Source organism: Mesorhizobium sp. BH1-1-4, from assembly GCF_020165665.1.
Classification (GTDB): domain Bacteria; phylum Pseudomonadota; class Alphaproteobacteria; order Rhizobiales; family Rhizobiaceae; genus Mesorhizobium.
The window spans coordinates 1-20913 of sequence record NZ_JAIUIN010000023.1; the positions used below are offsets into that span (position 1 = coordinate 1).

Consider the following 20913-nt stretch of genomic DNA (forward strand, 5'->3'; position numbering starts at 1 on the left):
CGGCGAACCCATCATAAGGGGAGAAACTGTTACCTATGTATCCGGTTCAAACTGTTACCCATCTATCGGCTGGACACTGAAACACGCTGTCGGCGCCCCGTACTGACAATTGGCGAAATCATCGATGACAGCGTCTTTCTCCCCGTCTCTATACGGGGAGAAATGCCCGGCAGGGTAATGAGGGGCGGCGCCAACCTTGGTCGGAAAGCGCCTATACATGCGAAGCAGCGCCCAGCCGACGCCCTCAGATAAACTGCACCTGGACGATCTCGTACCCGCGTGCACCACCGGGCGCATTGACCTCGATGGCGTCGCCGACTTCCTTGCCGATCAGCGCACGCGCGATGGGCGAGGAGATCGAGATGCGGCCGGACTTCACGTCGGCCTCCTGGTCGCCGACGATCTGGTAGGTCTTCTTTTCCTCGGTATCCTCGTCGACCAGCACCACGGTGGCGCCGAACTTGACCTTGTCGCCGCTGAGCTTGGTGACGTCGATCACCTCGGCGCGCGCGATCAGGTCCTCGAGTTCGTTGACACGGCCCTCATTGAGGCTCTGCGCCTCCTTGGCGGCATGATATTCGGCATTTTCGGACAGGTCGCCATGCGAGCGCGCCTCGGAGATCGCCTCGATGATGCGCGGCCGCTCTTCCTGCTGGCGCCAACGCAGTTCTTCCTTCAATGACGCGAACCCCTCGCCTGTCATCGGGACCTTGTTCATAATGCCTGACCTTTCCTGCCACCGCCCCCGCGTTTCGGGGGAAGCCTTGTCGTTGGGTACAAAAAGAAAACGGTCCGACAGCCTCGGGCTAACGGAACCGTTTCACCGCAATTTGCTAAGATATAGCAATCTTTGCGGGCTTTTCACGCTCAAAAATCAGTTTTGCAAAAAACTTCCGCTGTTTTGATGGGCGGATGCGGCCGCCATGGCAAACAAAAACGGCCGCGATCGCTCGCGGCCGCTTCGAGAAACCATCGAGGCCCGATCAGCTCCTCATGAAATGTTCGATCTGCTCGGCCAGCATGCCGTATTCGCGCGAACCCTTGCCGGTGCGCTTTTCGATCTCCGCCAGCTGCTGCTGGGCGCCGGCCAGGTCGCCGATCTGCAGATGCGCCTCGCCGAGATATTCGCGCACCAGCGTGTAATTCGGGTCGATGCGCAGCGCCTCCTCGTAATAGCCGAGGCCGACGGTCACGCGGCCGGAATGGCGGTGCGAATAGCCGAGATAGTTGAGGATGCGCGGATCCTGCTTGTTGGCGGCAAGGACGAGAACCGAGATCGCCTCGTCATAGCGGCCGGCCATCGCCAGCGCATGGCCCGCGTCATAGATGCTGTCGTCATCCAGCATGCCTTCCTTGGGCGGCACGCATTTCTGCTTCTTCTTGTCCCAGACCTCCCCCTTCTTGCATTGGGTGACAGTCTGGTCGCTACCACCGCCGCTACTACCGGCGGCAAATGTCGGAACGGCAAGAAACTGCAGAGCGATAAGCGCGCTCGCCGCCTGGATCAGCACTCTTTTATGCATCGAAGCCTCCTGGAGGGTGTGACAATGCAACATTAACGCTGAGTGGCCCGGGTTTCATCCCGAAAAATCAGGCCTGGAGAACATCAGGTGACGGATGCCGCAAATCCGCTATCATCCGGCAAACGACTGACGGAGACGGCCCGTGCAGCGACGGCTTGAAAAGGACTGGGATCTCACGATCGGCCCCGATACCGTGCGGCTGTTCATTCTCAAGGCCAAGGCGCTGAGCGCGGCCGTCAACGAGGACTACGCCGACGGCGCCGAACACGAGATCGAGTTCGACGGCGACACGCATGACAACCACCACCATGACGGCCTTGCCGAGGAAAGCTCGGAAAACCTCACCGAGGAAGAGCTGCGCGAGCTGATCAACGACCTCAACGTCGATGAAGCCGCCGAGCTCATCGCGCTGGCCTGGATCGGCCGCGGCGACTATGACGCCGCGGAATGGTCCGAAGCGGTGGCGGCGGCACGGGAGCGCGCCAACAAGCGCACGGCGAAATATTTGCTCGGCATGCCGCTGCTCGCCGACTTGCTGGAGGAAGGGCTCGAAGCGATCGGTGCGTAACGTCCCGGTAACCGATTGTGATCCGTTCGCAGGGCAACCTAGGCATGCCGACGCCGTTTGCAGGCGATGGCAACGCTGAGCTTTTCCCGATTTTGCACTCTGGCGCTGCTTTTGGCGGCCGCGGTCCTGCTGGTGACGCCGGCCGACGCCAGACATCGTCACAGACACCACGGGCCGCTAAGCCCGCGCGTGGATCAGCCGCTGACGCAGCGGGCCGACCAGCCGCTGCGGCCAAGAAGCAAGCGACAGTCGAGAGCGCGGGTCAGGCAGCATATCGCGCCAAATTCGGCACCGCAAAAAACGCCGGATGCCCAGCCGTCCGCCGATGTTCCGGTGCCCGAGCCACGTCCGGCGGACGCTCCAAAGGTAGACGCTCCAAAGACGCAGGACCGGAACACCGAAGGTCCAAAGAGCGGCGGAACATCCGATCTGCTGAAGGACGAAGAGTCCCATCAGAAAAGCCCAACACCGCCCGAACCACCAGCCGAAACGGAAAGCGAGCCGGAGCCGTCCGCCGTGGTGCCAACACCGACGCCAAAGCCCGACACCACGACGCCCGAGCCTCAGCCGCGGACCGTCGCCCCCCAGCCAACGCCAAAACCGGCGGAGGCGGACGATGAGGAGAAGATGCTGCCCGATCCGCGCTCGGCCGATCTCCCCGCCGACAAGATGCCGGCTGAGGAAGTCGCCTGCCGCGAGCGCCTGAAGACGCTCGGCGTCGAATTCGAGGAGCACAAGGCCGAGAGCAACCCCGAAATCGGCTGCTCGATCCCCTACCCGATAATGCTGAAGACGCTCGGCAAATCGATCGCGATTACCCCCGGCACCGAACTCAACTGCCCGATGGCGGAGGCGGCCGTGCGTTTTGCCGCCGACGTCATCCAGCCGGCGGCGAAGGCCGAATTCGGCGCCGACCTCAAATCGATCAGCCAGGCGTCGGCCTTCGTCTGCCGCCCGCGCCACGGCACGCGCAAACTGTCGGAACACGCTTTCGGCAACGCGCTCGACATCGCCAGCTTTACGCTGTCCGACGGCAAGACGATCGAGGTCGGCCCGGCGCCGCCGGAAAAGGACGGCAAATTCCTTGACGCCGTGCGCAAGGCCGCCTGTGGGCCGTTCAAGACCGTGCTCGGACCCGGCGCCGATGCCGACCATTCCCTGCATTTCCATTTTGATCTGGAGCCACGCCGCCACGGCGGCACGTTTTGCCAGTGAGCGGAATCATCCCTGCCGCAATTCAGCCGCAGGCGTGAACGCGGGCGCTGAGTTTTCCTTTACCCTTGATCGTTAAAATGCCGGATATCCAGAAGTAGGATTCCGCCAATGGCCGGCAAAAATCGCGCCGTGTTTCTCCCCATCGCGCGCCAACTGAGATCTACGGCGCTGCTGACGACAGGCCTGGCACTGGCCGCGGTTTCGGCCTGCAACACCGGCAGCGTGCTGTCGCTGCAGCCGGCTGTCGATGTCGGCTCGCAGACCGCGGCCGTGCCGCAATATCAGGGCATGCAGAGGCTTGTCCCGTCCAATCCTTACATGACGCAGGCCGCCTATCCACGCATGGATGAACCGATGTCGCCGGTGGAGCAGATCCCGGCCAGCGAAACCGATTGCCGCCAGCAGCTGAAGCGCCTCGATGTCGCCTACACCGACCTCGCGCCGATCCACGAAGGCCAGTGCGGCATCGGTTATCCGGTCAAGGTCTCGGCCATCGGCAGCGTCCAGATGAAGCCCGCCGCGACGCTGACCTGCGACATGGCCGCCACCTTCGCCGCCTGGACGAAGAACGAACTCGTTCCCTCCGCCCGCTGGCGCTACTTCTCCGGCGTCAAGACCATTCACCAGGGCTCGAGCTATTCCTGCCGCAACATTGCCGGCGAAGGCGTGCTGTCCGAGCACGGCAAGGGCAACGCGCTCGACGTCATGAGCATCGAGCTGAACAATGGCGACGACATCGACGTGCGCAAGCCCGGCCTGTTCGCCTTCCGCACCCGCGGCTTCCTCAACAATGTGCGCGCCGACGGCTGCCAGTATTTCACCACCGTGCTCGGCCCCGGCTACAATTACGACCACCGCAACCATTTCCATTTCGACATCAAGAACCGCAAGAGCGGCTACCGCGCCTGCCGGTAGGAAAAGATCAGGCGTCGCCGGTGGACGCGATAATTCGCCGGGCCACGAGATCCTGGATGCGCCAGAGATTCTTATCGCGAATACCGCTTTCCTCCAGCTTGCTGACGGTCCGGAACAGATACTGCGCCGACGAACCCCAGTGTCCGGCGGCTCGCGCCAGCGTATCGGCAACCTGCTCCAACGGCAGCCGTCCGGCATAGGCCTTGCCATCCGGCGCGGCAACGAAAGCCAGGGCGCGCAGCGGCCCTTCCCTGGTCCTGACCTTGATCCAGCAGGGCACGTTGGTTGGCGGGTTGGCATCGATCTCGCGGCGCATCAGCTGGCCGATTTGCCCGAAATGATCTTCGTCAGGCAGCCGGTAGACGATCCCATTGCAGCTGCCGCCGCGATCGAGCGCCAGCATCAGGGCCGGCAACTGGCGCGTTCCACGCCAGCGGGTCAACTTCAGGCAGAACGAGCGGTGCCATCCGGGCGCCGTCGCCGGGCGCTGCTCGACAGGAACGAATTCGGGATTCCAGATCAACGAACCATAGGCGAAGACCCACAGCGTTTCGGGCCGATATTCGGCAAGCAGTCGAGCGACCAACTCATCGAACTCCGCGTCGGTGTGTTCGGCCGTTCCAGGCTCGGGCCCGGGATCCGGTTCGACGCGCTCGACCCTGGCGACGAGATCGGCGGTCAACGCCATCGCTCTCCGGCCCGTCGGCTTCCACTTCATTTCCGCCCCCACGAAAAAATGATGGCCGACGATAGACCGCCTGCCCGTCCCTGGCCATTGATTTCCAAGAACGGTCAGGCAACAGATACCGCACAGATCGGGCCTCCTTCATGAGTCGACGAAGCCTCCAGCGACGCATTGCGATCTGGATAGCGGCCCTGCTGGGTGCCTGGCTGGCGCTCGCCTATGTCGCGGCGCCGGAATTCTGGATATTCCGTGATCGCGGCTTTCGCGACCGGCGTTTCGAGATGGTGACGCACACGCCGCAGGGCATTCCGGGCGATCCGATCAATGTCGGCCTGGTCGGCACCGAGAAGGAACTGGTCCATGCTTTCGCCGTCGCCGGCTGGGACACCGCCGACGCCGTCACCTTGAGAACCGCCATCGATATCGGCGAAAGCGTCCTGTTTTCCCGCCCCTATCCCGATGCCCCGATGAGCCGCCTGCTGTTCGAAGGCCGCGCCCAGGAACTCGCCTTCGAGAAGCCGGTCGGCGACAGTGCCGACCGGCGCCACCACGTCCGTTTCTGGCAGACCGATACGGTCGGCGACGACGGCAGGCCGCTCTGGCTGGGGGCCGCCAGCTTCGATCGCGGCGTCGGCTTGAGCCACGACACCGGCGCCATCACCCATCATATCGGCCCCGACCTCGACGCCGAACGCAACTTCCTGATCGGCGATCTCAATGCCGCCGGGCTGCTGCTCTCGACCAGCGACATGGCGGGCATCGGCGCCACCACAACCGGCCGCAATGGCGGCGGCGACCCTTATTTCACCGATGGCAAGGCCATCGTCGGCGTGCTGAAGCAGTTGCCGTGACCGGGAGATCAGGCCGTGGCGATGACGATCTTGCCGAACGGCCCTTTCTCGAGATGCTCGAAGGCTCGCGGCACCTCGTCGAACCCAAACACCTTGTCGACGACCGGCTTGATCGCCAGCGCCTCGATCGCCTGGTTCATCCGCTCGAAGGCACGGCGGTGGCCGATCGAAATGCCCTGCACGACAATGCGGTTGCGCAGGAAGGGAACGATCGGAAAGCTGAGCTCCATGCTGCCCAACAGGCCGATGACCGACAGCCTCCCGTCGGCGGCCAGCGCATCGAGCGAGCGCCGCGCATTGTCGCCGCCGACCATTTCGAGGATATGGTTGACGCCGGCCGCGCCCGTCAACGCACGCGCCGCCTCGTCCCATGCGGGGTTGGTGCGATAATTGATCACCTGCCAGGCGCCGAGCGCCTTCGCCCGCTCGAGCTTGGCGTCGCTGCTCGACGTGACGATGGGGCGCAAGCCGAAAGCATGGGCGAATTGCAGCGCGAACAGGGAAACCCCGCCCGTGCCCTGGATAAGAATGGTCTGGCCGGGCACAGGCCTTGTCGCCTCGGCCATGGCGAACCAGGCGGTCAGTGCCGCGATCGGCAGCGTCGAGGCCTCCGCATCGCTGAGCGACGGCGGCGCCGGCACGGCGGCAGCCTCGTGCAGCAGCAGGTAGTCGCTCAACGTGCCGGGCAGTGACGACCCCAGCGTATGCTGGTGCAGCACAGGCGGCGCGTCGCCATCCGGCCAGTCGGCAATCACCTGCCCCAGCACGCGCTGGCCGGTCTTGAAGCGGCTGACGCCGCCGCCAACCGCCGTCACTTCGCCCACCGCATCGGATGTCGGCACGAACGGAAAGGCAAGGTCGGGGATCAGCACGCCATCGACGATCATCCTGTCCTTGTAGTTCAGCGATACCGCCTTGATCCGCACCAGCAGCTCATGCGGCCCGGGCTCGGGGATCTTTCCCTCGGCCAATTCCAGCCTGGGCAGGCCGAAGCCGGTCATCCGCCAGGATCTGTTGATGTCGCTCTTCATTGCGTCTGCTCCCGATTGCGTGGCTGTCGGGACGTCTACTATGGAAATTTGCGCTTCCATGCGGCATAATCGGCAACGAATTGGCTACTAGAAGTCTACAATAGGATACTCCCGATGGACTCTACTGATCTGCAAGGCATCGTCGCCTTCGTTCAAACGATCGAGGCCGGAAGCTTCACCGGCGCCGGAGAGCGGCTGCGCGTGACGAAATCGGCGGTCGGCAAATCGGTCGCGCAGCTGGAACAGCGGCTTGGCATCCGCTTGCTCAACCGCACCACGCGCAGCCTCGGCCCGACAAGCGAAGGCCTGTGCTATTACGAGGCCTGCGTCAGGGCGCTGTCCGAGATCGAAGCCGCCCAGGCGCTGCTTGCCTCGCGCCGGCAGGTGCCCTCGGGCCGGCTTCGGGTCGACCTGCCCTCGGCCTTCGGCCACCGCTGCGTGGCGCCCGTGCTGTTCGACGTTTCCAGGCGATTTCCCGATCTGGCCATGGAGATTTCCTTCAATGACCGCCGCGTCGACCTCATCGAGGAAGGCATCGACCTCGCGGTCCGCATGGGCGATCTCGACGACAGCCTGTCGCTCGCCGCGCGCCGACTCTATACCCAGCGCTCGGCCATATGCGCCGCCCCGGCCTATCTCGACAGAACCGGCAGGCCAAAAACGATCGAGGATCTCGCCGGCCATGACCTGATCGGCTACACCCGCAACGGCGTCGCCCACCCCTGGAGCATCCGGCAATCCGACGGCCATGTCGTGAAGTTCACGCCGCGGGCAAGGCTGGTGCTCGACAATGGCGAACCGATGCTGGGCGCCGTCCTTGCCGGTTGCGGCATCACCTTCCTGCCGACCTGGCTGGTGGCCGACAGCCTCAAGAGCGGCGCGTTGGAAATGGTACTGGTCGACACGCTCGTCGAAAGCATCTGCGTCCATGCCATCTGGCCGCTGACGCGAGCCTTGACGCCCAAGGTGCGGGTCGTGGTCGACGCGCTGGTCGCGCATTTCTCGTCGCCGCCCTGGGATGCTGTCTGACCGACCCGCATCCACTGTCATCTTTTTAAAATGGCCGCCGACTATTTTCGAAAGCCGTGCGGCAATGCTATTGAGCCCTCATGTTATACGTTGAAATCGCCACCGTGGTCGTCCTCATCTGCGTGAACGGCCTTCTGTCGATGTCCGAACTCGCTATCGTCTCATCGCGGCCGGCTCGCCTGAAGGCGATGATCGACCGCAACGTCAAGGGTGCCGGCCGCGCTTTGGCGCTTGGCTCCAATCCCGGCAAATTCCTGTCTTCCGTACAGATCGGCATCACGCTGGTCGGCGTGCTCTCGGGCGCCTTCTCCGGCGCCACGCTAGGTCAGAGGCTGGCGCAATATCTGGCCTCGGCGGGAATTCGCGAAAACATCGCCGATCCGCTCGGCGTCGGCATCGTCGTGGCCATCATCACCTATTTCTCGCTGATCATCGGCGAACTGGTGCCCAAGCAGATCGCGTTGCGCGATCCCGAGCGCGTCGCGGCACGAGCGGCGCCGGCGATGACGATCCTCGCCACCGTCTCGGCCCCTCTGGTCTTCCTGCTCGACATTTCGGGCCGTGCCGTGCTGTGGCTGCTCGGCCAGCGCGGCGAAAGCGAGGAAAAGGTCACCGACGAGGAAATCAAGATGCTGGTCGCCGAGGCCGAGCATCACGGCACCATCGAATCCGACGAGCGGCGCATGATCGCCGGCGTCATGCGGCTTGGCGACCGCGCCGTGCGCGCCGTGATGTCGCCGCGCACCGATGTCGACTGGATCAACCTGCAATCCGATGAAGCCACGATCCGCAAGCTGCTGATGGACACCCAGCATTCGCGCCTGCCCGCCGGCGACGGCGGGGTGGACGCCATGATTGGCGTCATCCAGACGCGCGACGTGCTGGCCGCGCTGCTCGGCGGGCGTGCGCTCGATCCGCGCAAATATGTGCGCACCGCACCCATCGTGCACGACCAGGCCGATGCGCTCGACGTGCTGCAGAAGCTGAAGGAAAGCGACGTGCCGATGGCGCTGGTGCATGACGAATACGGCCATTTCGAAGGCATCGTCACGCCGGCCGACATTCTGGAAGCCATCACCGGGGTCTTCCGCTCGGACCTCGAGGCCGGCGAGGAAGAAAACGCCGTCCAGCGCGACGACGGCTCATGGCTGCTCGCCGGCTACATGCAGGCCGACGAGATGGCCGAGGTGCTGGGCATCGACCTGCCGGAAAATCGCGACTACGAAACCGTCGCCGGCTATGTGCTGTCGCACATGCACCATCTGCCGGCGACCGGCGAATGCGTCGACGCGCAGGGCTGGCGCTTCGAGGTGGTCGACCTCGACGGCCGCCGCATCGACAAGCTGATCGCCACCCGCCTGCCCAGCGGCCACCGCGAAGTGGCGCGCTGACGGTTCAAATGCCCAGGGCCGATGGCGGTCATTAGAGCAATTCCAGGACAAGTGTGAAACGGTTTTCCGTTCGGAATTGCGTAAAAACAAAGAGTTAGAGCCCGTTCGCGATTCCGTGAAACGCGGAACGGCTCTAGCATCGCGCCGGCTGTTTGCCGGTCCGAGATCTACTGCTCCGCGAAAGCGCGCGCGAAGGAATCGAGCATCGGCCGCGCGAGATACGCAAAGAACGTCCTATCGCCGGTACTGATGAACGCCTCGACCGGTGTCCCCGGATAAAGCTGCTCGCGCCGCACGCCGGACGGCAGGTCGGGGGCAATCGTCAGCTTGGCGCGGAAATAGGGTTCGCGCGTGGCCGGGTCGGTGAGCCGATCCGCCGAAATCTGTGTCACGGTGGCTGAAACCTCGGGCGTCAGCCGCGCGTTCAAGGCGGACAATCGCAGTTTCGCCGGCTGGCCGACACGGACCTGGTCGATGTCCTTCGGCCGCAGCTTCGCATCGACGACCAGCCCCGAAGCGGTGGGCAGGATCTCCATGATCTTTTCGCCCGGAGCAATCACGCTGCCTTTGGAATTGTAGGTCGACGACACCACGATGCCCGCCGCCGGCGCCTTGATCGTCGTTCGCCGCAGCACCGCCTCCGCCGCCCTGATCTGTTCCTCGACGTCGGCCAGGTTGGAGCGGACGTCGTCCAGTTTCGTCAGCGCTTCCTCGACGCGTTGCGTGGTCAGCCGCTCGGTCTGCTGCTGGGCTTCGACGATCTGGGTGTTGGCCGCGGCGAGATTGGCCTCCAGCGCCCCCGCCTGCCCGACCAGATCGGCCTCGCTGCGCAACAGCTGCGAGTATTCGGTTCGATTGGTGAGGCCCTTATCCAGCAAGCCGGTCTTGATGCCGAGCTCCTTGTTGACGATCTCGGCCTGTTGCTGGACGGCCCTTTGCTGAGCCTGCAATCCCACCACCGACTGCCGATGCATGGCGACCCGTTGCGCCAGGATCGATTGTTCGGAGCGGAACCGGGCAAGCCTGGCGTCGAATTCCTTCCGCTGTTCTCCAACCAGGGTCTCGAAATCCTGCTGCAAGGGCGCTGGCGCCGCTTCGGTGATTGGCGCCAGCCCGTCCAACCCGTCGCGTTCCGCCTCCAGCCGTGCAGCACTTGCCCGGAGCGCGATCGACTGTCTCGTCAGCCGGTTGAGGTTGGCCTGCGCGGCTGTCGGATCCAGCACCACCAGATCCTGGTCTGGTTGGACGCGATCGCCTTCACGGACCAGCAGCGCCTGCACGATGCCGCCCTCGGGCTGCTGGATCAGGATGTTTCCGCCCGTCGCCGAGATCGTGCCTTGGGTGATCACCGCTCCCGACAAGGGCGCGCTGACGGCCCAGTAGCCGAAGCCGCCCGCCAGCAGCGCTATGGCGGCATAACCGGTGAACGCCACGCGTCTTATGTTGGTGCGTGGCTGGCTATCCCAGGCGAGGCTCTGTGTGGTCATCGCTACGATCCGAAACCGCCATGCGCGCGGATCGTCGGGACGAACGACCCGGTCACCACCGTGCCCTGCCGCGGGCCCTTGCTGCTGGCCGAGCGCCGCAGCACCTCGCCGCTTGGGCCGAAGGCTTCGATCATGCCGCCACGCAACAGCAACACGCGGTCGCAGGCGGCGGCGATCGAAGGACGATGGGTGACCACGATGACCGTGACGCCCGCCAGCCGCGCCGCCGAAACCACCGTTTCGAGCGCGGCCTCGCCGGCACCGTCGAGATGGGAACTGGGCTCGTCCAGGACCAGCAATCGTGGATTGCCGTAGAAGGCGCGCGCCAGCCCGATCCGCTGGCGTTCGCCGCCCGACAGCGCCCTGTCCGACGGGCCGACCATGGTCTGGTAGCCGTCGCGCTGCGCCAGGATCAGCTCGTGCGCCTGGGCGCGCGCCGCCGCCTCGATGATCGCGGCGTCGTCCGCTTCCGGGTCGAAGCGGGCGACGTTCTGCGCGATCGATCCTGGAAAGAGTTCCACTTCCTGAGCCAGGTAGCCGATATGCTTTCCTAGCTGGTTTTCGTCCCAGGTCCCGAGGTCGGCGCCGTCGATCCTGATCGAGCCGCCGGTGGGTTGAGCGGCTCCCACGAGCAACCGCGCCAGCGTCGATTTGCCGGCGCCGCTCGGGCCGACGATGGCCAACGCCTCGCCCGCGCCGATCGCAAAATTCAGCCGCTTGAGGATGGGCTCCGTGCCGGGTCGGGCATTCGGCGCCATGAAGAAGACGTCCTGCACGGAAATCGCCCCCGCCGGGTCGGGCAGGATCAGTTTTCGCGGCGCGGCCGGGCCTGCCGCGAGCGCCTTTTCCAGCCGTGCCCAGGCGCGCCGGGCGTCGGCGATCTGCCGCCAGGCGCCGATCAACTGGTCGAGCGGCTGCAGGGCGCGCGACGAGACCAGCGAAGAGGCGAATATCATGCCGGCCGTCATCTGCCCCTGGATCACAAGCCATGCGCCGGCGCCGAGGATCGCCAGTTGCAGCACCATGCGCAGCGCCCGCGAGGCGCCGCTGAAGATCGCATTGGCGCTGGAGGAACGGTCGTGGAAGGTGAGCGCCGCCGCCACGTGCCGTCCCCAGACCCGCGCGGCGTTCTCCACCATGCCCATGGCGCGCAACGTGTCCGCATTGCGGGCAAAGGCCTGTTCCGCTTGGCTCGCCAGAGCCGAACGCTCGGTGGACAAGGCGTCGTTCCGGCCGATGGCGAGTTGGTTGGCCACGACCAGGAAAATGAGAAGCACCGCGCCGCCGACCGTCACCCAAAACAGCACCGGATGGATGAGGTAGAGCAAGGCGAGGAAGACAGGGGCGAAGGGCAGGTCGAACAACACCGCCACGCCGCGCGACCTGATGAAGGCGCAGACCGAGGCGAGGTCACGCAGCGGCGACAGGCCGCCGGCATATTTCGCGCCAAGCGAAATGGCGAAGGTGCCGGCACCGAGCTTGCGGTCGACGGTCGCCGCGACGCGCTGGGTATAAACGGCGCGGATCGCGTCCAGCAGCCCGAGGAAAGCGAGCGCGAAGACCGCGATGCCCGAGAGATAGACGAGCGTCTCGATGCTGGAGGACGGCAGCACGCGGTCATAGACCTGCAGCAAATAGAGCGGAACGACCAGAAGCAGGACGTTGATCAGCAGCGAGAAGACGCCGACATCGGCGACGGCGCGCAGGAAGACCGGACGCAGGCCGGACGGTCCAGTCATTTCCGCATCCCCTGCCGCTGCATGATTTCGAGACCTTACGAGTGGCCCCCGAATTCGGAACCATTGTGCAGCGTGCTGCTGGCGATGCTATGCGTGGCGGTGCTGGTGGTGTGCAAAGCGCTCGCCGGCGCATTGTCCAGCGTATAGGCGCGGATATAGTCGATCTTCATCTCGGCCGGCGTCGCCAGATGGTCCGGGGGCGCGCCGGCAAAGCCGCCGACCGCGAGATCCGCCAGCATGTACATGGGCTTGTGCATGTCGGACGGCGTCGCCGCTTCCGCGACCTGCACACCGTCATAGGTCCAGACCAGCTTGTCCGGTGTCCAAAGCAGGCCATAGGTGTGGAAGCCCGCGGTATCCATCGTATTCACCGTCGACGTGACCTTGGTGTGCGTCCCCGTTGCATTCGAGTGCGCCGTCATGATCAGCGAGTTCGGGTCCTGCCCGCGCGTTTCCACCACATCGAGTTCCGGCGGCCACGAACCGTCCTCCGGCAGCAGCCAGAAGGCCGGCCAGGCGCCGGTGTTTTCGGGCAGGTCGGCGCGCATTTCGAAATAGCCGTAGGTCTGCGAGAACGTGTCATGCGTCGTGATGATGCCTGACGTGTATTCGTAGTTGTTGATCAGCGGCTTGATGTCGGCCGGCGCCTGCGCCGCGGTGATGGTGAGCACGCCGTTCCCCACGCTGAACGGATGGACTGAACTCGTCGGCGCGTAATTTGCGTCGATGTACCATTGCAGTTCGCCATTGCTGGTCAAGGTGCTGCCGTTCGGAGCGCCCCACGAGAAATTGGTATCCCATGTGCCGCCCTGGGCGTTATGAAGATTGAGCGCGTTGAAATCGTCGCTGAAGGACAGCTTCATCGTGGACATGTCGATCGGCAATTTGAACTGGCCGGGCTGCAGCTTGTCGATGGTCGTGTCCTTGAACTCGAGGATCTCGCCGGATCCCAAATTCAACAGCACGTTCGAACCCGCCTGGATCATGTTCGAGTGGATGGCGTCGAACGACGTGAACCCGTAGCCATTGAGACGGACGGTGTCGGTGGCGGCGAAATTCGCGATCAGGTCGCTGCCATTGCCCTTCGAGATGACGAACGTGTCATAACCGCCGCCGCCATCGATGAGCACATCGTTTCCCGCGCCGCCATCGATCGTCTGGTGTCCGGCCTGGGCTGTGATGATGTTGTCCAACGTATTTCCGAAGGCATAGTTGTTCGGGTTCGTAACGATGAGGTTCTCGACATTGTCGGGGAGCTTGTAGCTCATCCATGTACTGATCGTGTCGATGCCCGCGCCAGCGCCTTCGGCCACCTTGTTACCCGCCCCATAGAGGTAATAGATGTCGTCGCCCGTGCCACCATGCATGGTGACGTTGGCGCCGCCTGCTCCGTAGAAAGAGTCGTTCCCGGTGCTGCCGTACAGGTCCGGCCCGGCTCCTGCCGCCGAGTACCAATGGTTGGAAGCGCCGCTATAGGGAAGAGGGACGCCGAGTGCGTTGACGAAGAAGCTCATCGGATAAATCCTCCTCGCGATGCCTGGCCGTCTCGAACCGTTCGCTTACGATGGCCACATCGGATCAATGCTGAAAGGAACGGTTTCGTTCCGGGGAATCATTAGCGTTCCAGCATAACATCGATCTTTCAGAAGACATATACTTATCGTTCGGAAAAAAGCACCGCTTAAGCCAAGGTATTTAGTAAAATGGTGTATAAATTAGAAATTGCAAAGGATCTACTTAGATGAACAATCTACTTAGATGATGGCCATCCTCCTACGAGCCCGTCAGCCTCCCTTCTCGGTGCCTGGCGTACGGCAAGCGCGCCTTCAGACGGCGGCTTCGATCGGCTCGGCAAGTCTGGGATTTGACCGCGCCGCGATCAGGCAGCTGGCCACGATGAGCCCCGCACCCGCCAGCGTCGTCCAGGTTACCGCCTCGTCGAAGAAGAACCAGCCAAGCGCGATCGCCCAGATGAAGGCCGAGTATTCCGTCGGGATCAGATATTGCGCTTCGGCGCGCGCATAGGCCCAGCTCATCAGGAACTGGCCGGCGAGCGACAGCGCCGTCACTCCGGCAAGCGGAAGCCAGAACTCCCTCGGCAGGGAAATGGCGAGCCAGGGCGCCGCAAGACCGAGCATGATTGCCACGCAAAGGTTCTAGAACAGCATGATCTCGATCGGTTTGGCCACCTGCGCCTGCTGCCGGGCGAGGATCAGATTGTAGGCGTAGAACGCTGTCGATACCAGCACCGCCGCCGTGCCGAGCAAGGCATCCCTGGCGTGGTTTGCCTGACCGAACTGACCGCCAACGATGATTGCTACACCCGCTATGCCGGCCAGCGAGGCCCAGACCGCCTGACGCTGTATGCGTTCGCCGAGCAGCAGCGCGGCGAGCAGCAAGGCAAACAAAGGTGCGACGAAACTGAGCCCGATCGCCTCCGCCAGCGGCAGCCTGGCGAGCCCCCAGAAGAAGGACAGCAGGACGACGCCAACGACCGCGGCACGCAGCGCATGCAGCTTCAGTACCGAGGGAGCGGGTAATTTGCGTGGCCCCATCGACCAGCCCGTTGCGGCGACCACGGTTGCCAGCATGCTGCGCCACAGCATCGTGTTGTAGACGCCGACCGCCAGGACCAGCACCTTCATCGCCGCGTCCATTCCCGACAGTAGGAAGATGCCGAGCGCGCAGACAAGCACCGGAACCATGGGAGAAACGGCGCCTGCCAGGCTGGATGACTTCACGAGGCCCCTCATGTGATGGATCGCAGCCGGATATATCAGGGCGGACCAGCGGGACCAGATGGCAGCCCCGCCGATATGGCGGTCCAACCATGCCGGCATGTGGCATGACCGGGGAGCCGAGCCACTGGGTCCAAATTTTTTCGCCGCACGTGTGTCGATTTCTCCGTCGCCGGTTCGTCATATGATTGAACCAACCCCACAAGGAGAAGACCATGCGGTTCATGATGCTGATGATCCCCGGCGGCTACGCTACGGCCGCACCCGATGTCATGCCCAGCGCCGAGGCGGTGGAAGGGATGATGAAATACAATCACGAACTGAAGAAAGCCGGCGTGTTGCTGACGCTCGACGGCCTGCATCCGCCGTCCTCAGGAGCGCGGGTCACCTTCAAGGGCGGCAAGCCCGTGGTCGTCGACGGCCCCTTCGCCGAGGTCAAGGAAGTGCTGGGCGGCTATTGGGTGATCGACGTGCGCTCGCGCGACGAGGCCATCGAATGGGCCCGTCGCTGCCCCGCAGGCGAGAACGACACGATTGAAATCCGCCAGGTCTTCGAAATGAGCGAATTTCCCGAGGACGTCCAGAAGGTGGCGGACCGCCTCGGCAGGATCAAGGATTGATCGCCCATAGAACCATCGAAGCCGTCTGGCGGATCGAGCAGCCGAAGCTCACCGCCAGACTGGCGCGCATCCTCGGGGATGTCGGACTGGCCGAGGAAATCGCGCAGGACGCCTTCGTGCTGGCGCTGGAGCGCTGGCCTCGCGACGGCATCCCGCGCAACCCGGCCGCCTGGTTGACCGAGGTCGCCAGGAACCGCGCGCTCGACCGGCTGCGCCGCACCACCATGATCGACGGCAAGCATCGCGAACTCGCCATCGACCTCACCGAGCTGGAGCGCGAGATGCCCGACTTCGAGGCGGCGCTCGATCGGGATATCGACGACGACCTCTTGCGGCTGATCTTCACCGCTTGCCATCCCGTGCTGCCGGCCGAGCAACGCGCCGCGCTGGCCCTGCGGCTCCTGGGCGGCCTGTCGACGCCGGAGATCGCCCGCGCCTTCCTGGTGCCCGAACCCACCGCCGCCCAGCGCATCGTGCGTGCCAAGCGGACGCTTCGCGATGCCGGCATCCGGTTCGAGACGCCGCGCGCCGAGGAACTGCGCGACCGCGTCAGTGCGGTGCTGGAGGTGGTCTATCTCATCTTCAACGAGGGCTATGTGGCGACCACAGGGCCGGACTGGCTGCGCCCCGATCTGTGCGCCGAGGCGCTGCGCCTCGGCCGCTCGCTGGCGGCGCTGTTGCCCGATGAGCCCGAGGTGCGGGGACTGGTGGCGCTGATGGAGTTCAACACATCGCGTTTCGCGGCCCGCACCGGCAAGGCGGGCGACCCGATCCTGCTGCTCGACCAGGACCGCGGCCGGTGGGACTGGTCGCTCATCCGCGGCGGCCTCGACGGCCTGAACCGCGCCATGGCGCTGACCTCGGCGCCCGGCCCCTATCTGCTGCAGGCGATGATCGCCGCCTGCCATGCCCGCGCGGTGACCGCCGAAGACACCGACTGGATCGCGATTTCGGCCTACTATCAGGCGCTTGCCTTGGCGGCCCCCTCGCCCATCGTCGAACTCAACCGCGCGGTGGCGGTCGGCATGGCGTTCGGTCCGGCGCAAGGGCTCGCCATCGTCGAGGCGCTGAAGGACGAACCGCGCCTGAAGGACTCGCATCTCCTGCCCACGGTGCGCGGCGATTTCCTGGAAAAGCTCGGCCATCAGGCGCAAGCCCGCGCCGCATTCCGCCAGGCCGCCCAATTGACCGGCAACGACAGGGAGCGCGCGCTGCTGCTCGCCCGCGCGGGCGATTAGGCGACTCCTCCGGCGGCGGGTTCACCCGATCGCCGCGCGACGAATGGCGGCTTGCGCCTTCGTAGCCCCGGGGCATCGGCGCCCGGCTTCCGAACAGTTCCATCGCGCCATCGACAACACGCGCCGAAACGATGTTGTTGCCGCCGAGAAAGCCCGCGACGAAGCGTGAGGCGGGCGCGCGGTATATGTCGCGCGGGGTGCCAACCTGGACGATTCCGCCATTGTGGAAGACCGCTATGCGATCCGACATGACGTAGGCTTCCTCCTGGTCATGGGTAACATAGACGAAGGTCACGCCGGTTTCCTGATGCAGCCGTTTGAGTTCGCGCCGCATGGTATCGCGCAGCGTGCGGTCGAGCGCCGACAGCGGTTCGTCGAGCAGCAGTATCTTTGCCCGAAGGCCAGCGCGTGGCCGATCCTCTCAGTTCAGCCGCGAGTACAAGCGCCTTTTTGGCGAGCCGCCGCGACGAGATGCTGAGATGGTGAAACGATTGCGAAACCGGCTTCTGACAGGTGGTGGGCGAGCGCATCGGAGCAAAAAACGACGTGCGCACTGACGGCCAAGTTGGGCCTATGTCTGGAAATAGTATGACAGTACGGGGCGCCGTGCGCGATGCCATCGGACCAGGGATACGCGTCGGCTTTGAGACGCGTGTATCGATCCTGTTTCGGGTCGACGGAGATCGGGGGCTGATCTACCCCTCCCATCCGGAGGACGACGCGGACGCCCGATCCGCGCGCGTCGGCTCTAGAGCAATTCCAGGAAAAGTGTATAACGGTTTTCCGTCCGGAATTGCGTAAAAACAAAGGGTTAGAGCGGCTCAGCGATACCACCAAACGGTGAACCGCTCTAACGAGAAAAGGGCGGCGCAAGCGCCGCCCCCAGATTCCTTGGGAGGACAATCCGATCCGGTGGATCAGGCCGCCTGGGCTTCCCCGGCGATGGCATCGGCGGCGCGAGCGGCCTTCAGCACCTTTGCCCACCAGGCGACGTCGTTGACCAGCGCGGTGGCGGCCTGGTTCAGATGTTCGAGATCCTCGAGCTTCTTCTCGCCCTGGCGCACGGCGAGGAAGTCGCCCCAGGCGATGTGGACGGCCGACTTGACCGGCGCCATCTGCAGTTCGACCGCGTGGAGACGAAGCTGTTCGACGGCGCGGGCGCCGCCGACGCTGCCATAACCGACGAAGCCGGCCGGCTTCTTGTTCCATTCGTTGGCGGCGTAGTCGATGGCGTTTTTCAGCACGGCCGTCGGGCCGTGATTGTATTCGGCGGCGGTGAAGATGAAGCCGTCGAACTCGGCGACCTTCTTCTGCCAGCGCTGCGCGACTTCGTTCTGCGACGGCGCCCAGGCGGAGGAGGCCACTTCGTCGAAGAAGGGCAGCGGGAAGTCACGCAGGTCGACGACTTCGACATCGATGTCGGCATGCGACTTGGCGATCTTGGCGATCCACTGCGTCGGCACGTCGGCGAAGCGGGCGGCGCGCGTCGAACCGACGACAATGGCGATCTTAGGCTTGGACATAAGGGGCTCTCCTTGCGGGAATTTGGTATCGTTTGGATACCGGCGCTATATGTGATACTGACAATTCGGCGCGCAAGGAGGCACGTTTTTGTTACTGAGGCACCCGCATAACACCGAGGACTGCCGGGCCGTGTCGGAAATCCTGCAGCGTGTCGGCGACAAATGGACCGTGCTCGTGGTCGGCAAGCTTGGCGGCGGACCGTTGCGTTTCAACGAGCTGCGCGCGGCTGTCGGAGGCATCTCGCAGAAGATGCTGACCACCACATTGCGCGGCCTGGAGCGCGACGGTTTCGTCACCCGCAAGGTGTTTCCGACCATCCCGCCGCGCGTCGATTACGAGCTGACCGAGCTCGGCCACGAGTTGCTGGTGCCGGTCGCGGCACTTGGCGAATGGGCGCGCAAGAACACCCAACGCGTCCAGTCGGCACGCGCGAGATTCGACGAGATGCGTGTCTGAAACCCTTGCGTGGCAAGGGCTGCGGAGTTTCGAGAGCAAGCGGCATTGCCTGACGCGGTCGAATTCGTGACTCGTTGAGCCGACCTGCAACCTGGTCTTGCGCCCGTCCGGATGACGCCCTGCGAGTTCCGCTCCGCTGACAACGGTCGGTATCCCAAAGGCGTGAAAGTCAGGCTCCTGGCGCCCCGTCCTCGCAAGCCGCCGGAGCGCACTTTGCGCACGGTGCGGCCGGCTGCTTCACGCCCGCATTGTCATGCAAGCAGGTGGTGCGTGGCCTCTCTTCTTTGACTTCGGCATAGGCGGTGATGCCGAGCAGGAAAACGAGGGCGACCATGGCTGCCACGAGCCCGCCGTTCAGCATGTGTTGACGCATTGTCTCTCCCCCAACGCCGTCAGGATCGGTGGTGAAGGCAACCATTGGATGTCGCCACGCGCATCGCCCGCGCGCGCGAAGTTACAAATGCCGCGGATTGGGAGAATCGCCTCGCGTCAGCCTTCCGGCGGAACCGCCTTCGGCTTGCCCTCGCCGTCGAGCGCTACCATGACGAAATCGGCGTGCGTCACCTTTTCCATCAGGTCGGAGAGATAGCGCTGCGCCCAGGCTTCGACCTTGAGCGTCATCGAGGTGCGGCCGACGCGTTCGACATGGGTGTAGATGCACAGCGTGTCGCCGATCTTCATCGGCTTGGCGAAGGACATCTCCTTGACCGCCGCGGTCACCACCCGGCCCCTGGCGCGCTCGGCGGCACGGATGCCGCAGGCAAGGTCCATCTGCGCCATCACCCAGCCGCCGAAAATGTCGCCGGCCGCGTTGGCGTCGGATGGCATGGCCAGCGTGCGCAGCGTCAGGTCTCCGATCGGCCGTCCATCGGCATAGTGCACCATGCGAGATCCCTCGATATCGACTGCCCTCGCTCCCGTAGCGTCAAGGCGCCCGGAGGTCAACGCGCGACCGGGTGATGTCATGGCGGAAGCAGTCAACGGGGATTGGCGGCTCGGTCAGGGGCAACGAAGGCGTTGATTTCGAAGGCCAGCATATCCGGAATTTCCTCCGCCATGTGATGGCCGCTCGGCAGTCCCTTGCCGGTGAGAGTCGAGCCTGCCCAGGGCCTCCAGATTGCCAGGATATCTCCATACAAGGCTTCGAGATCGTCTTTCAGCGACCACAACACCGCCATCGGGCACTGAATCCGGCGACCCGATCGACGATCTTCCGCATCGTGGAGATGGTCGATCGACAGGCCGGCCCGATAGTCTTCGATCATGCCATGGACGATTTCGGGATTGCGGATCGCTTCGAGATAGTCCGCATACGCCTCTTTGCCCATCTCTCCTGGCGATCCGCCGTACCATTGTTCGGGGGCAGCGCTTATGGCGCGCTCGGGCTTGTCCGGCTGCGCGAAGAAGAACCAATGCCACCATGCGGCGGCAAATCGAGCGTCGCAGCGCTCCAGTGCTTCGAGGATCGGAACCCCATCCAGGATCATCAGACGGCTGACGGCGGCCGGGTGGTCCATCGCCAGCCTGAAGGCCGTATAGCTGCCGCGATCATGCCCGACCGCCGCGAAACGGTCGAACCCCAAATAACGCATGAGTTCGATGCAATCCTGGGCCTTCGCTCGCTTCGAGGATCCGGAATGATCTATCGTGTCATCGGGAATCGAGGATTGCCCGAACCCGCGCAAGTCGGGGCAGACAACGGTATGATCCTTCACCAGGAGGTCGGCTACCTTGTGCCAGGTGACATGCGTGCGCGGATGCCCGTGCAGCAAGAGGATTGCTGGTCCGCTCCCGCCGACACGAACGCGGAGCGTCGCGCTCGTAAGGCGGACCTTCTCCAGTCGGAAACCGTCGAACATGATGTCGAAATCAACGGTGCCAGGGAAGGTTCCCAGCCCAGGTC

The 20913-nt window shown here is 64.2% G+C and carries 20 protein-coding genes and 1 pseudogene; 9 read left to right on the plus strand and 12 right to left on the minus strand.

Annotated features, from left to right (window positions below):
* Nucleotides 1-244: 244 nt before the first annotated feature.
* Together greA and LB569_RS26470 are read right to left on the minus strand one after the other, a co-directional pair.
* Nucleotides 245-718, minus strand: a complete 474-nt coding sequence (greA, locus tag LB569_RS26465; protein WP_008877613.1) for a transcription elongation factor GreA — start codon at nucleotides 716-718, stop codon at nucleotides 245-247.
* A gap of 265 nt (nucleotides 719-983) precedes the next feature.
* Entirely contained in the window at nucleotides 984-1523 is a 540-nt protein-coding gene (locus LB569_RS26470; protein ID WP_140704939.1) for a tetratricopeptide repeat protein, read from the minus strand.
* Between the two features lie 142 nt (nucleotides 1524-1665).
* Here LB569_RS26470 and LB569_RS26475 point away from each other — a divergent pair, with 142 nt between their 5' ends.
* From LB569_RS26475 to LB569_RS26485, 3 genes are all read left to right on the plus strand, one after another.
* The gene (locus LB569_RS26475; RefSeq protein ID WP_140704937.1) at nucleotides 1666-2091 is read left to right on the plus strand and encodes a DUF3775 domain-containing protein; all 426 of its coding nucleotides are present in this window, start codon (nucleotides 1666-1668) and stop codon (nucleotides 2089-2091) included.
* A gap of 189 nt (nucleotides 2092-2280) precedes the next feature.
* Nucleotides 2281-3306 carry an extensin family protein gene (locus LB569_RS26480; protein WP_224694758.1) on the plus strand — a complete coding sequence of 342 codons (1026 nt, stop codon included), beginning with the start codon at nucleotides 2281-2283 and terminating at the stop codon, nucleotides 3304-3306.
* A 108-nt stretch (nucleotides 3307-3414) separates the two neighbouring features.
* Nucleotides 3415-4221 carry an extensin family protein gene (locus tag LB569_RS26485; protein ID WP_224694699.1) on the plus strand — a complete coding sequence of 269 codons (807 nt, stop codon included), beginning with the start codon at nucleotides 3415-3417 and terminating at the stop codon, nucleotides 4219-4221.
* Nucleotides 4222-4228: 7 nt separating this feature from the next.
* On the opposite strand, the gene LB569_RS26490 is transcribed toward LB569_RS26485, so the two are convergent.
* Nucleotides 4229-4939: a gamma-glutamylcyclotransferase gene (locus tag LB569_RS26490; protein WP_224694700.1), complete on the minus strand. Its 711-nt coding sequence runs from the start codon at nucleotides 4937-4939 to the stop codon at nucleotides 4229-4231.
* 110 nt (nucleotides 4940-5049) lie between these two features.
* Between LB569_RS26490 and LB569_RS26495 the strand changes: the two genes are divergently transcribed.
* Complete coding sequence (locus tag LB569_RS26495; protein WP_224694701.1) at nucleotides 5050-5757, plus strand: LssY C-terminal domain-containing protein; 708 nt, start codon at nucleotides 5050-5052, stop codon at nucleotides 5755-5757.
* An 8-nt stretch (nucleotides 5758-5765) separates the two neighbouring features.
* Here LB569_RS26495 and LB569_RS26500 read toward each other — a convergent pair whose 3' ends face one another.
* The gene (locus LB569_RS26500; protein WP_224694702.1) at nucleotides 5766-6788 is read right to left on the minus strand and encodes a zinc-dependent alcohol dehydrogenase family protein; all 1023 of its coding nucleotides are present in this window, start codon (nucleotides 6786-6788) and stop codon (nucleotides 5766-5768) included.
* Between the two features lie 114 nt (nucleotides 6789-6902).
* Here LB569_RS26500 and LB569_RS26505 point away from each other — a divergent pair, with 114 nt between their 5' ends.
* Both LB569_RS26505 and LB569_RS26510 read left to right on the plus strand, forming a co-directional pair.
* Nucleotides 6903-7817, plus strand: a complete 915-nt coding sequence (locus LB569_RS26505) for a LysR family transcriptional regulator (RefSeq protein ID WP_224694703.1) — start codon at nucleotides 6903-6905, stop codon at nucleotides 7815-7817.
* An 80-nt stretch (nucleotides 7818-7897) separates the two neighbouring features.
* A complete protein-coding gene (locus LB569_RS26510; RefSeq protein ID WP_140704924.1) occupies nucleotides 7898-9208 on the plus strand; it encodes a hemolysin family protein in 1311 nt (436 codons plus the stop codon).
* Nucleotides 9209-9375: 167 nt separating this feature from the next.
* Here the strand turns inward: LB569_RS26510 and LB569_RS26515 are convergent, their stop codons facing one another.
* The 4 genes and pseudogenes from LB569_RS26515 to LB569_RS26530 all read right to left on the minus strand — a co-directional run bounded on the left by LB569_RS26515 (nucleotide 9376) and on the right by LB569_RS26530 (nucleotide 15187).
* Nucleotides 9376-10695, minus strand: a complete 1320-nt coding sequence (locus LB569_RS26515; protein ID WP_224694704.1) for an HlyD family type I secretion periplasmic adaptor subunit — start codon at nucleotides 10693-10695, stop codon at nucleotides 9376-9378.
* A 2-nt stretch (nucleotides 10696-10697) separates the two neighbouring features.
* Nucleotides 10698-12434, minus strand: coding sequence for a type I secretion system permease/ATPase (locus LB569_RS26520; protein WP_224694705.1), 1737 nt, complete (start codon nucleotides 12432-12434; stop codon nucleotides 10698-10700).
* A gap of 35 nt (nucleotides 12435-12469) precedes the next feature.
* Nucleotides 12470-13948, minus strand: a complete 1479-nt coding sequence (locus LB569_RS26525) for a family 16 glycosylhydrolase (protein ID WP_224542679.1) — start codon at nucleotides 13946-13948, stop codon at nucleotides 12470-12472.
* Nucleotides 13949-14260: 312 nt separating this feature from the next.
* Nucleotides 14261-15187, minus strand: a pseudogene (locus LB569_RS26530) (DMT family transporter).
* A 200-nt stretch (nucleotides 15188-15387) separates the two neighbouring features.
* Here LB569_RS26530 and LB569_RS26535 point away from each other — a divergent pair.
* Complete coding sequence (locus tag LB569_RS26535) at nucleotides 15388-15792, plus strand: YciI family protein (RefSeq protein WP_140704916.1); 405 nt, start codon at nucleotides 15388-15390, stop codon at nucleotides 15790-15792.
* Nucleotides 15789-17030 carry an RNA polymerase sigma factor gene (locus tag LB569_RS26540; protein ID WP_224694706.1) on the plus strand — a complete coding sequence of 414 codons (1242 nt, stop codon included), beginning with the start codon at nucleotides 15789-15791 and terminating at the stop codon, nucleotides 17028-17030. The genes LB569_RS26535 and LB569_RS26540 overlap by 4 nt, the downstream gene beginning before the upstream one ends.
* A 917-nt stretch (nucleotides 17031-17947) precedes the next feature.
* Here the strand turns inward: LB569_RS26540 and LB569_RS26550 are convergent.
* Nucleotides 17948-18553, minus strand: coding sequence for an NADPH-dependent FMN reductase (locus LB569_RS26550; RefSeq protein WP_140704912.1), 606 nt, complete (start codon nucleotides 18551-18553; stop codon nucleotides 17948-17950).
* A gap of 88 nt (nucleotides 18554-18641) precedes the next feature.
* Between LB569_RS26550 and LB569_RS26555 the strand changes: the two genes are divergently transcribed.
* A complete protein-coding gene (locus tag LB569_RS26555; RefSeq protein ID WP_140704910.1) occupies nucleotides 18642-19010 on the plus strand; it encodes a winged helix-turn-helix transcriptional regulator in 369 nt (122 codons plus the stop codon).
* A gap of 169 nt (nucleotides 19011-19179) precedes the next feature.
* On the opposite strand, the gene LB569_RS26560 is transcribed toward LB569_RS26555, so the two are convergent.
* From LB569_RS26560 to LB569_RS26570, 3 genes are all read right to left on the minus strand, one after another.
* A complete protein-coding gene (locus LB569_RS26560) occupies nucleotides 19180-19428 on the minus strand; it encodes a hypothetical protein (RefSeq protein WP_224694707.1) in 249 nt (82 codons plus the stop codon).
* A gap of 71 nt (nucleotides 19429-19499) precedes the next feature.
* A complete protein-coding gene (locus tag LB569_RS26565) occupies nucleotides 19500-19895 on the minus strand; it encodes an acyl-CoA thioesterase (RefSeq protein WP_140704906.1) in 396 nt (131 codons plus the stop codon).
* Between the two features lie 92 nt (nucleotides 19896-19987).
* Nucleotides 19988-20869 carry an alpha/beta fold hydrolase gene (locus LB569_RS26570; protein WP_224694708.1) on the minus strand — a complete coding sequence of 294 codons (882 nt, stop codon included), beginning with the start codon at nucleotides 20867-20869 and terminating at the stop codon, nucleotides 19988-19990.
* Nucleotides 20870-20913 lie beyond the last annotated feature (44 nt).

What these genes read in the sequence shown, in the direction of transcription:
- LB569_RS26560 (WP_224694707.1), bottom strand. Translation starts at nt 19,428, where the DNA reads ATGGTTGCCTTCACCACCGATCCTGACGGCGTTGGGGGAGAGACAATG.
- LB569_RS26505 (WP_224694703.1), top strand. Translation starts at nt 6,903, where the DNA reads ATGGACTCTACTGATCTGCAAGGCATCGTCGCCTTCGTTCAAACGATC.
- LB569_RS26500 (WP_224694702.1), bottom strand. Translation starts at nt 6,788, where the DNA reads ATGAAGAGCGACATCAACAGATCCTGGCGGATGACCGGCTTCGGCCTG.
- LB569_RS26495 (WP_224694701.1), top strand. Translation starts at nt 5,050, where the DNA reads ATGAGTCGACGAAGCCTCCAGCGACGCATTGCGATCTGGATAGCGGCC.
- LB569_RS26535 (WP_140704916.1), top strand. Translation starts at nt 15,388, where the DNA reads ATGCGGTTCATGATGCTGATGATCCCCGGCGGCTACGCTACGGCCGCA.
- LB569_RS26490 (WP_224694700.1), bottom strand. Translation starts at nt 4,939, where the DNA reads ATGAAGTGGAAGCCGACGGGCCGGAGAGCGATGGCGTTGACCGCCGAT.
- greA (WP_008877613.1), bottom strand. Translation starts at nt 718, where the DNA reads ATGAACAAGGTCCCGATGACAGGCGAGGGGTTCGCGTCATTGAAGGAA.
- LB569_RS26550 (WP_140704912.1), bottom strand. Translation starts at nt 18,553, where the DNA reads ATGTCCAAGCCTAAGATCGCCATTGTCGTCGGTTCGACGCGCGCCGCC.
- LB569_RS26510 (WP_140704924.1), top strand. Translation starts at nt 7,898, where the DNA reads ATGTTATACGTTGAAATCGCCACCGTGGTCGTCCTCATCTGCGTGAAC.
- LB569_RS26515 (WP_224694704.1), bottom strand. Translation starts at nt 10,695, where the DNA reads ATGACCACACAGAGCCTCGCCTGGGATAGCCAGCCACGCACCAACATA.
- LB569_RS26570 (WP_224694708.1), bottom strand. Translation starts at nt 20,869, where the DNA reads ATGTTCGACGGTTTCCGACTGGAGAAGGTCCGCCTTACGAGCGCGACG.
- LB569_RS26565 (WP_140704906.1), bottom strand. Translation starts at nt 19,895, where the DNA reads ATGGTGCACTATGCCGATGGACGGCCGATCGGAGACCTGACGCTGCGC.
- LB569_RS26485 (WP_224694699.1), top strand. Translation starts at nt 3,415, where the DNA reads ATGGCCGGCAAAAATCGCGCCGTGTTTCTCCCCATCGCGCGCCAACTG.
- LB569_RS26470 (WP_140704939.1), bottom strand. Translation starts at nt 1,523, where the DNA reads ATGCATAAAAGAGTGCTGATCCAGGCGGCGAGCGCGCTTATCGCTCTG.
- LB569_RS26525 (WP_224542679.1), bottom strand. Translation starts at nt 13,948, where the DNA reads ATGAGCTTCTTCGTCAACGCACTCGGCGTCCCTCTTCCCTATAGCGGC.
- LB569_RS26520 (WP_224694705.1), bottom strand. Translation starts at nt 12,434, where the DNA reads ATGACTGGACCGTCCGGCCTGCGTCCGGTCTTCCTGCGCGCCGTCGCC.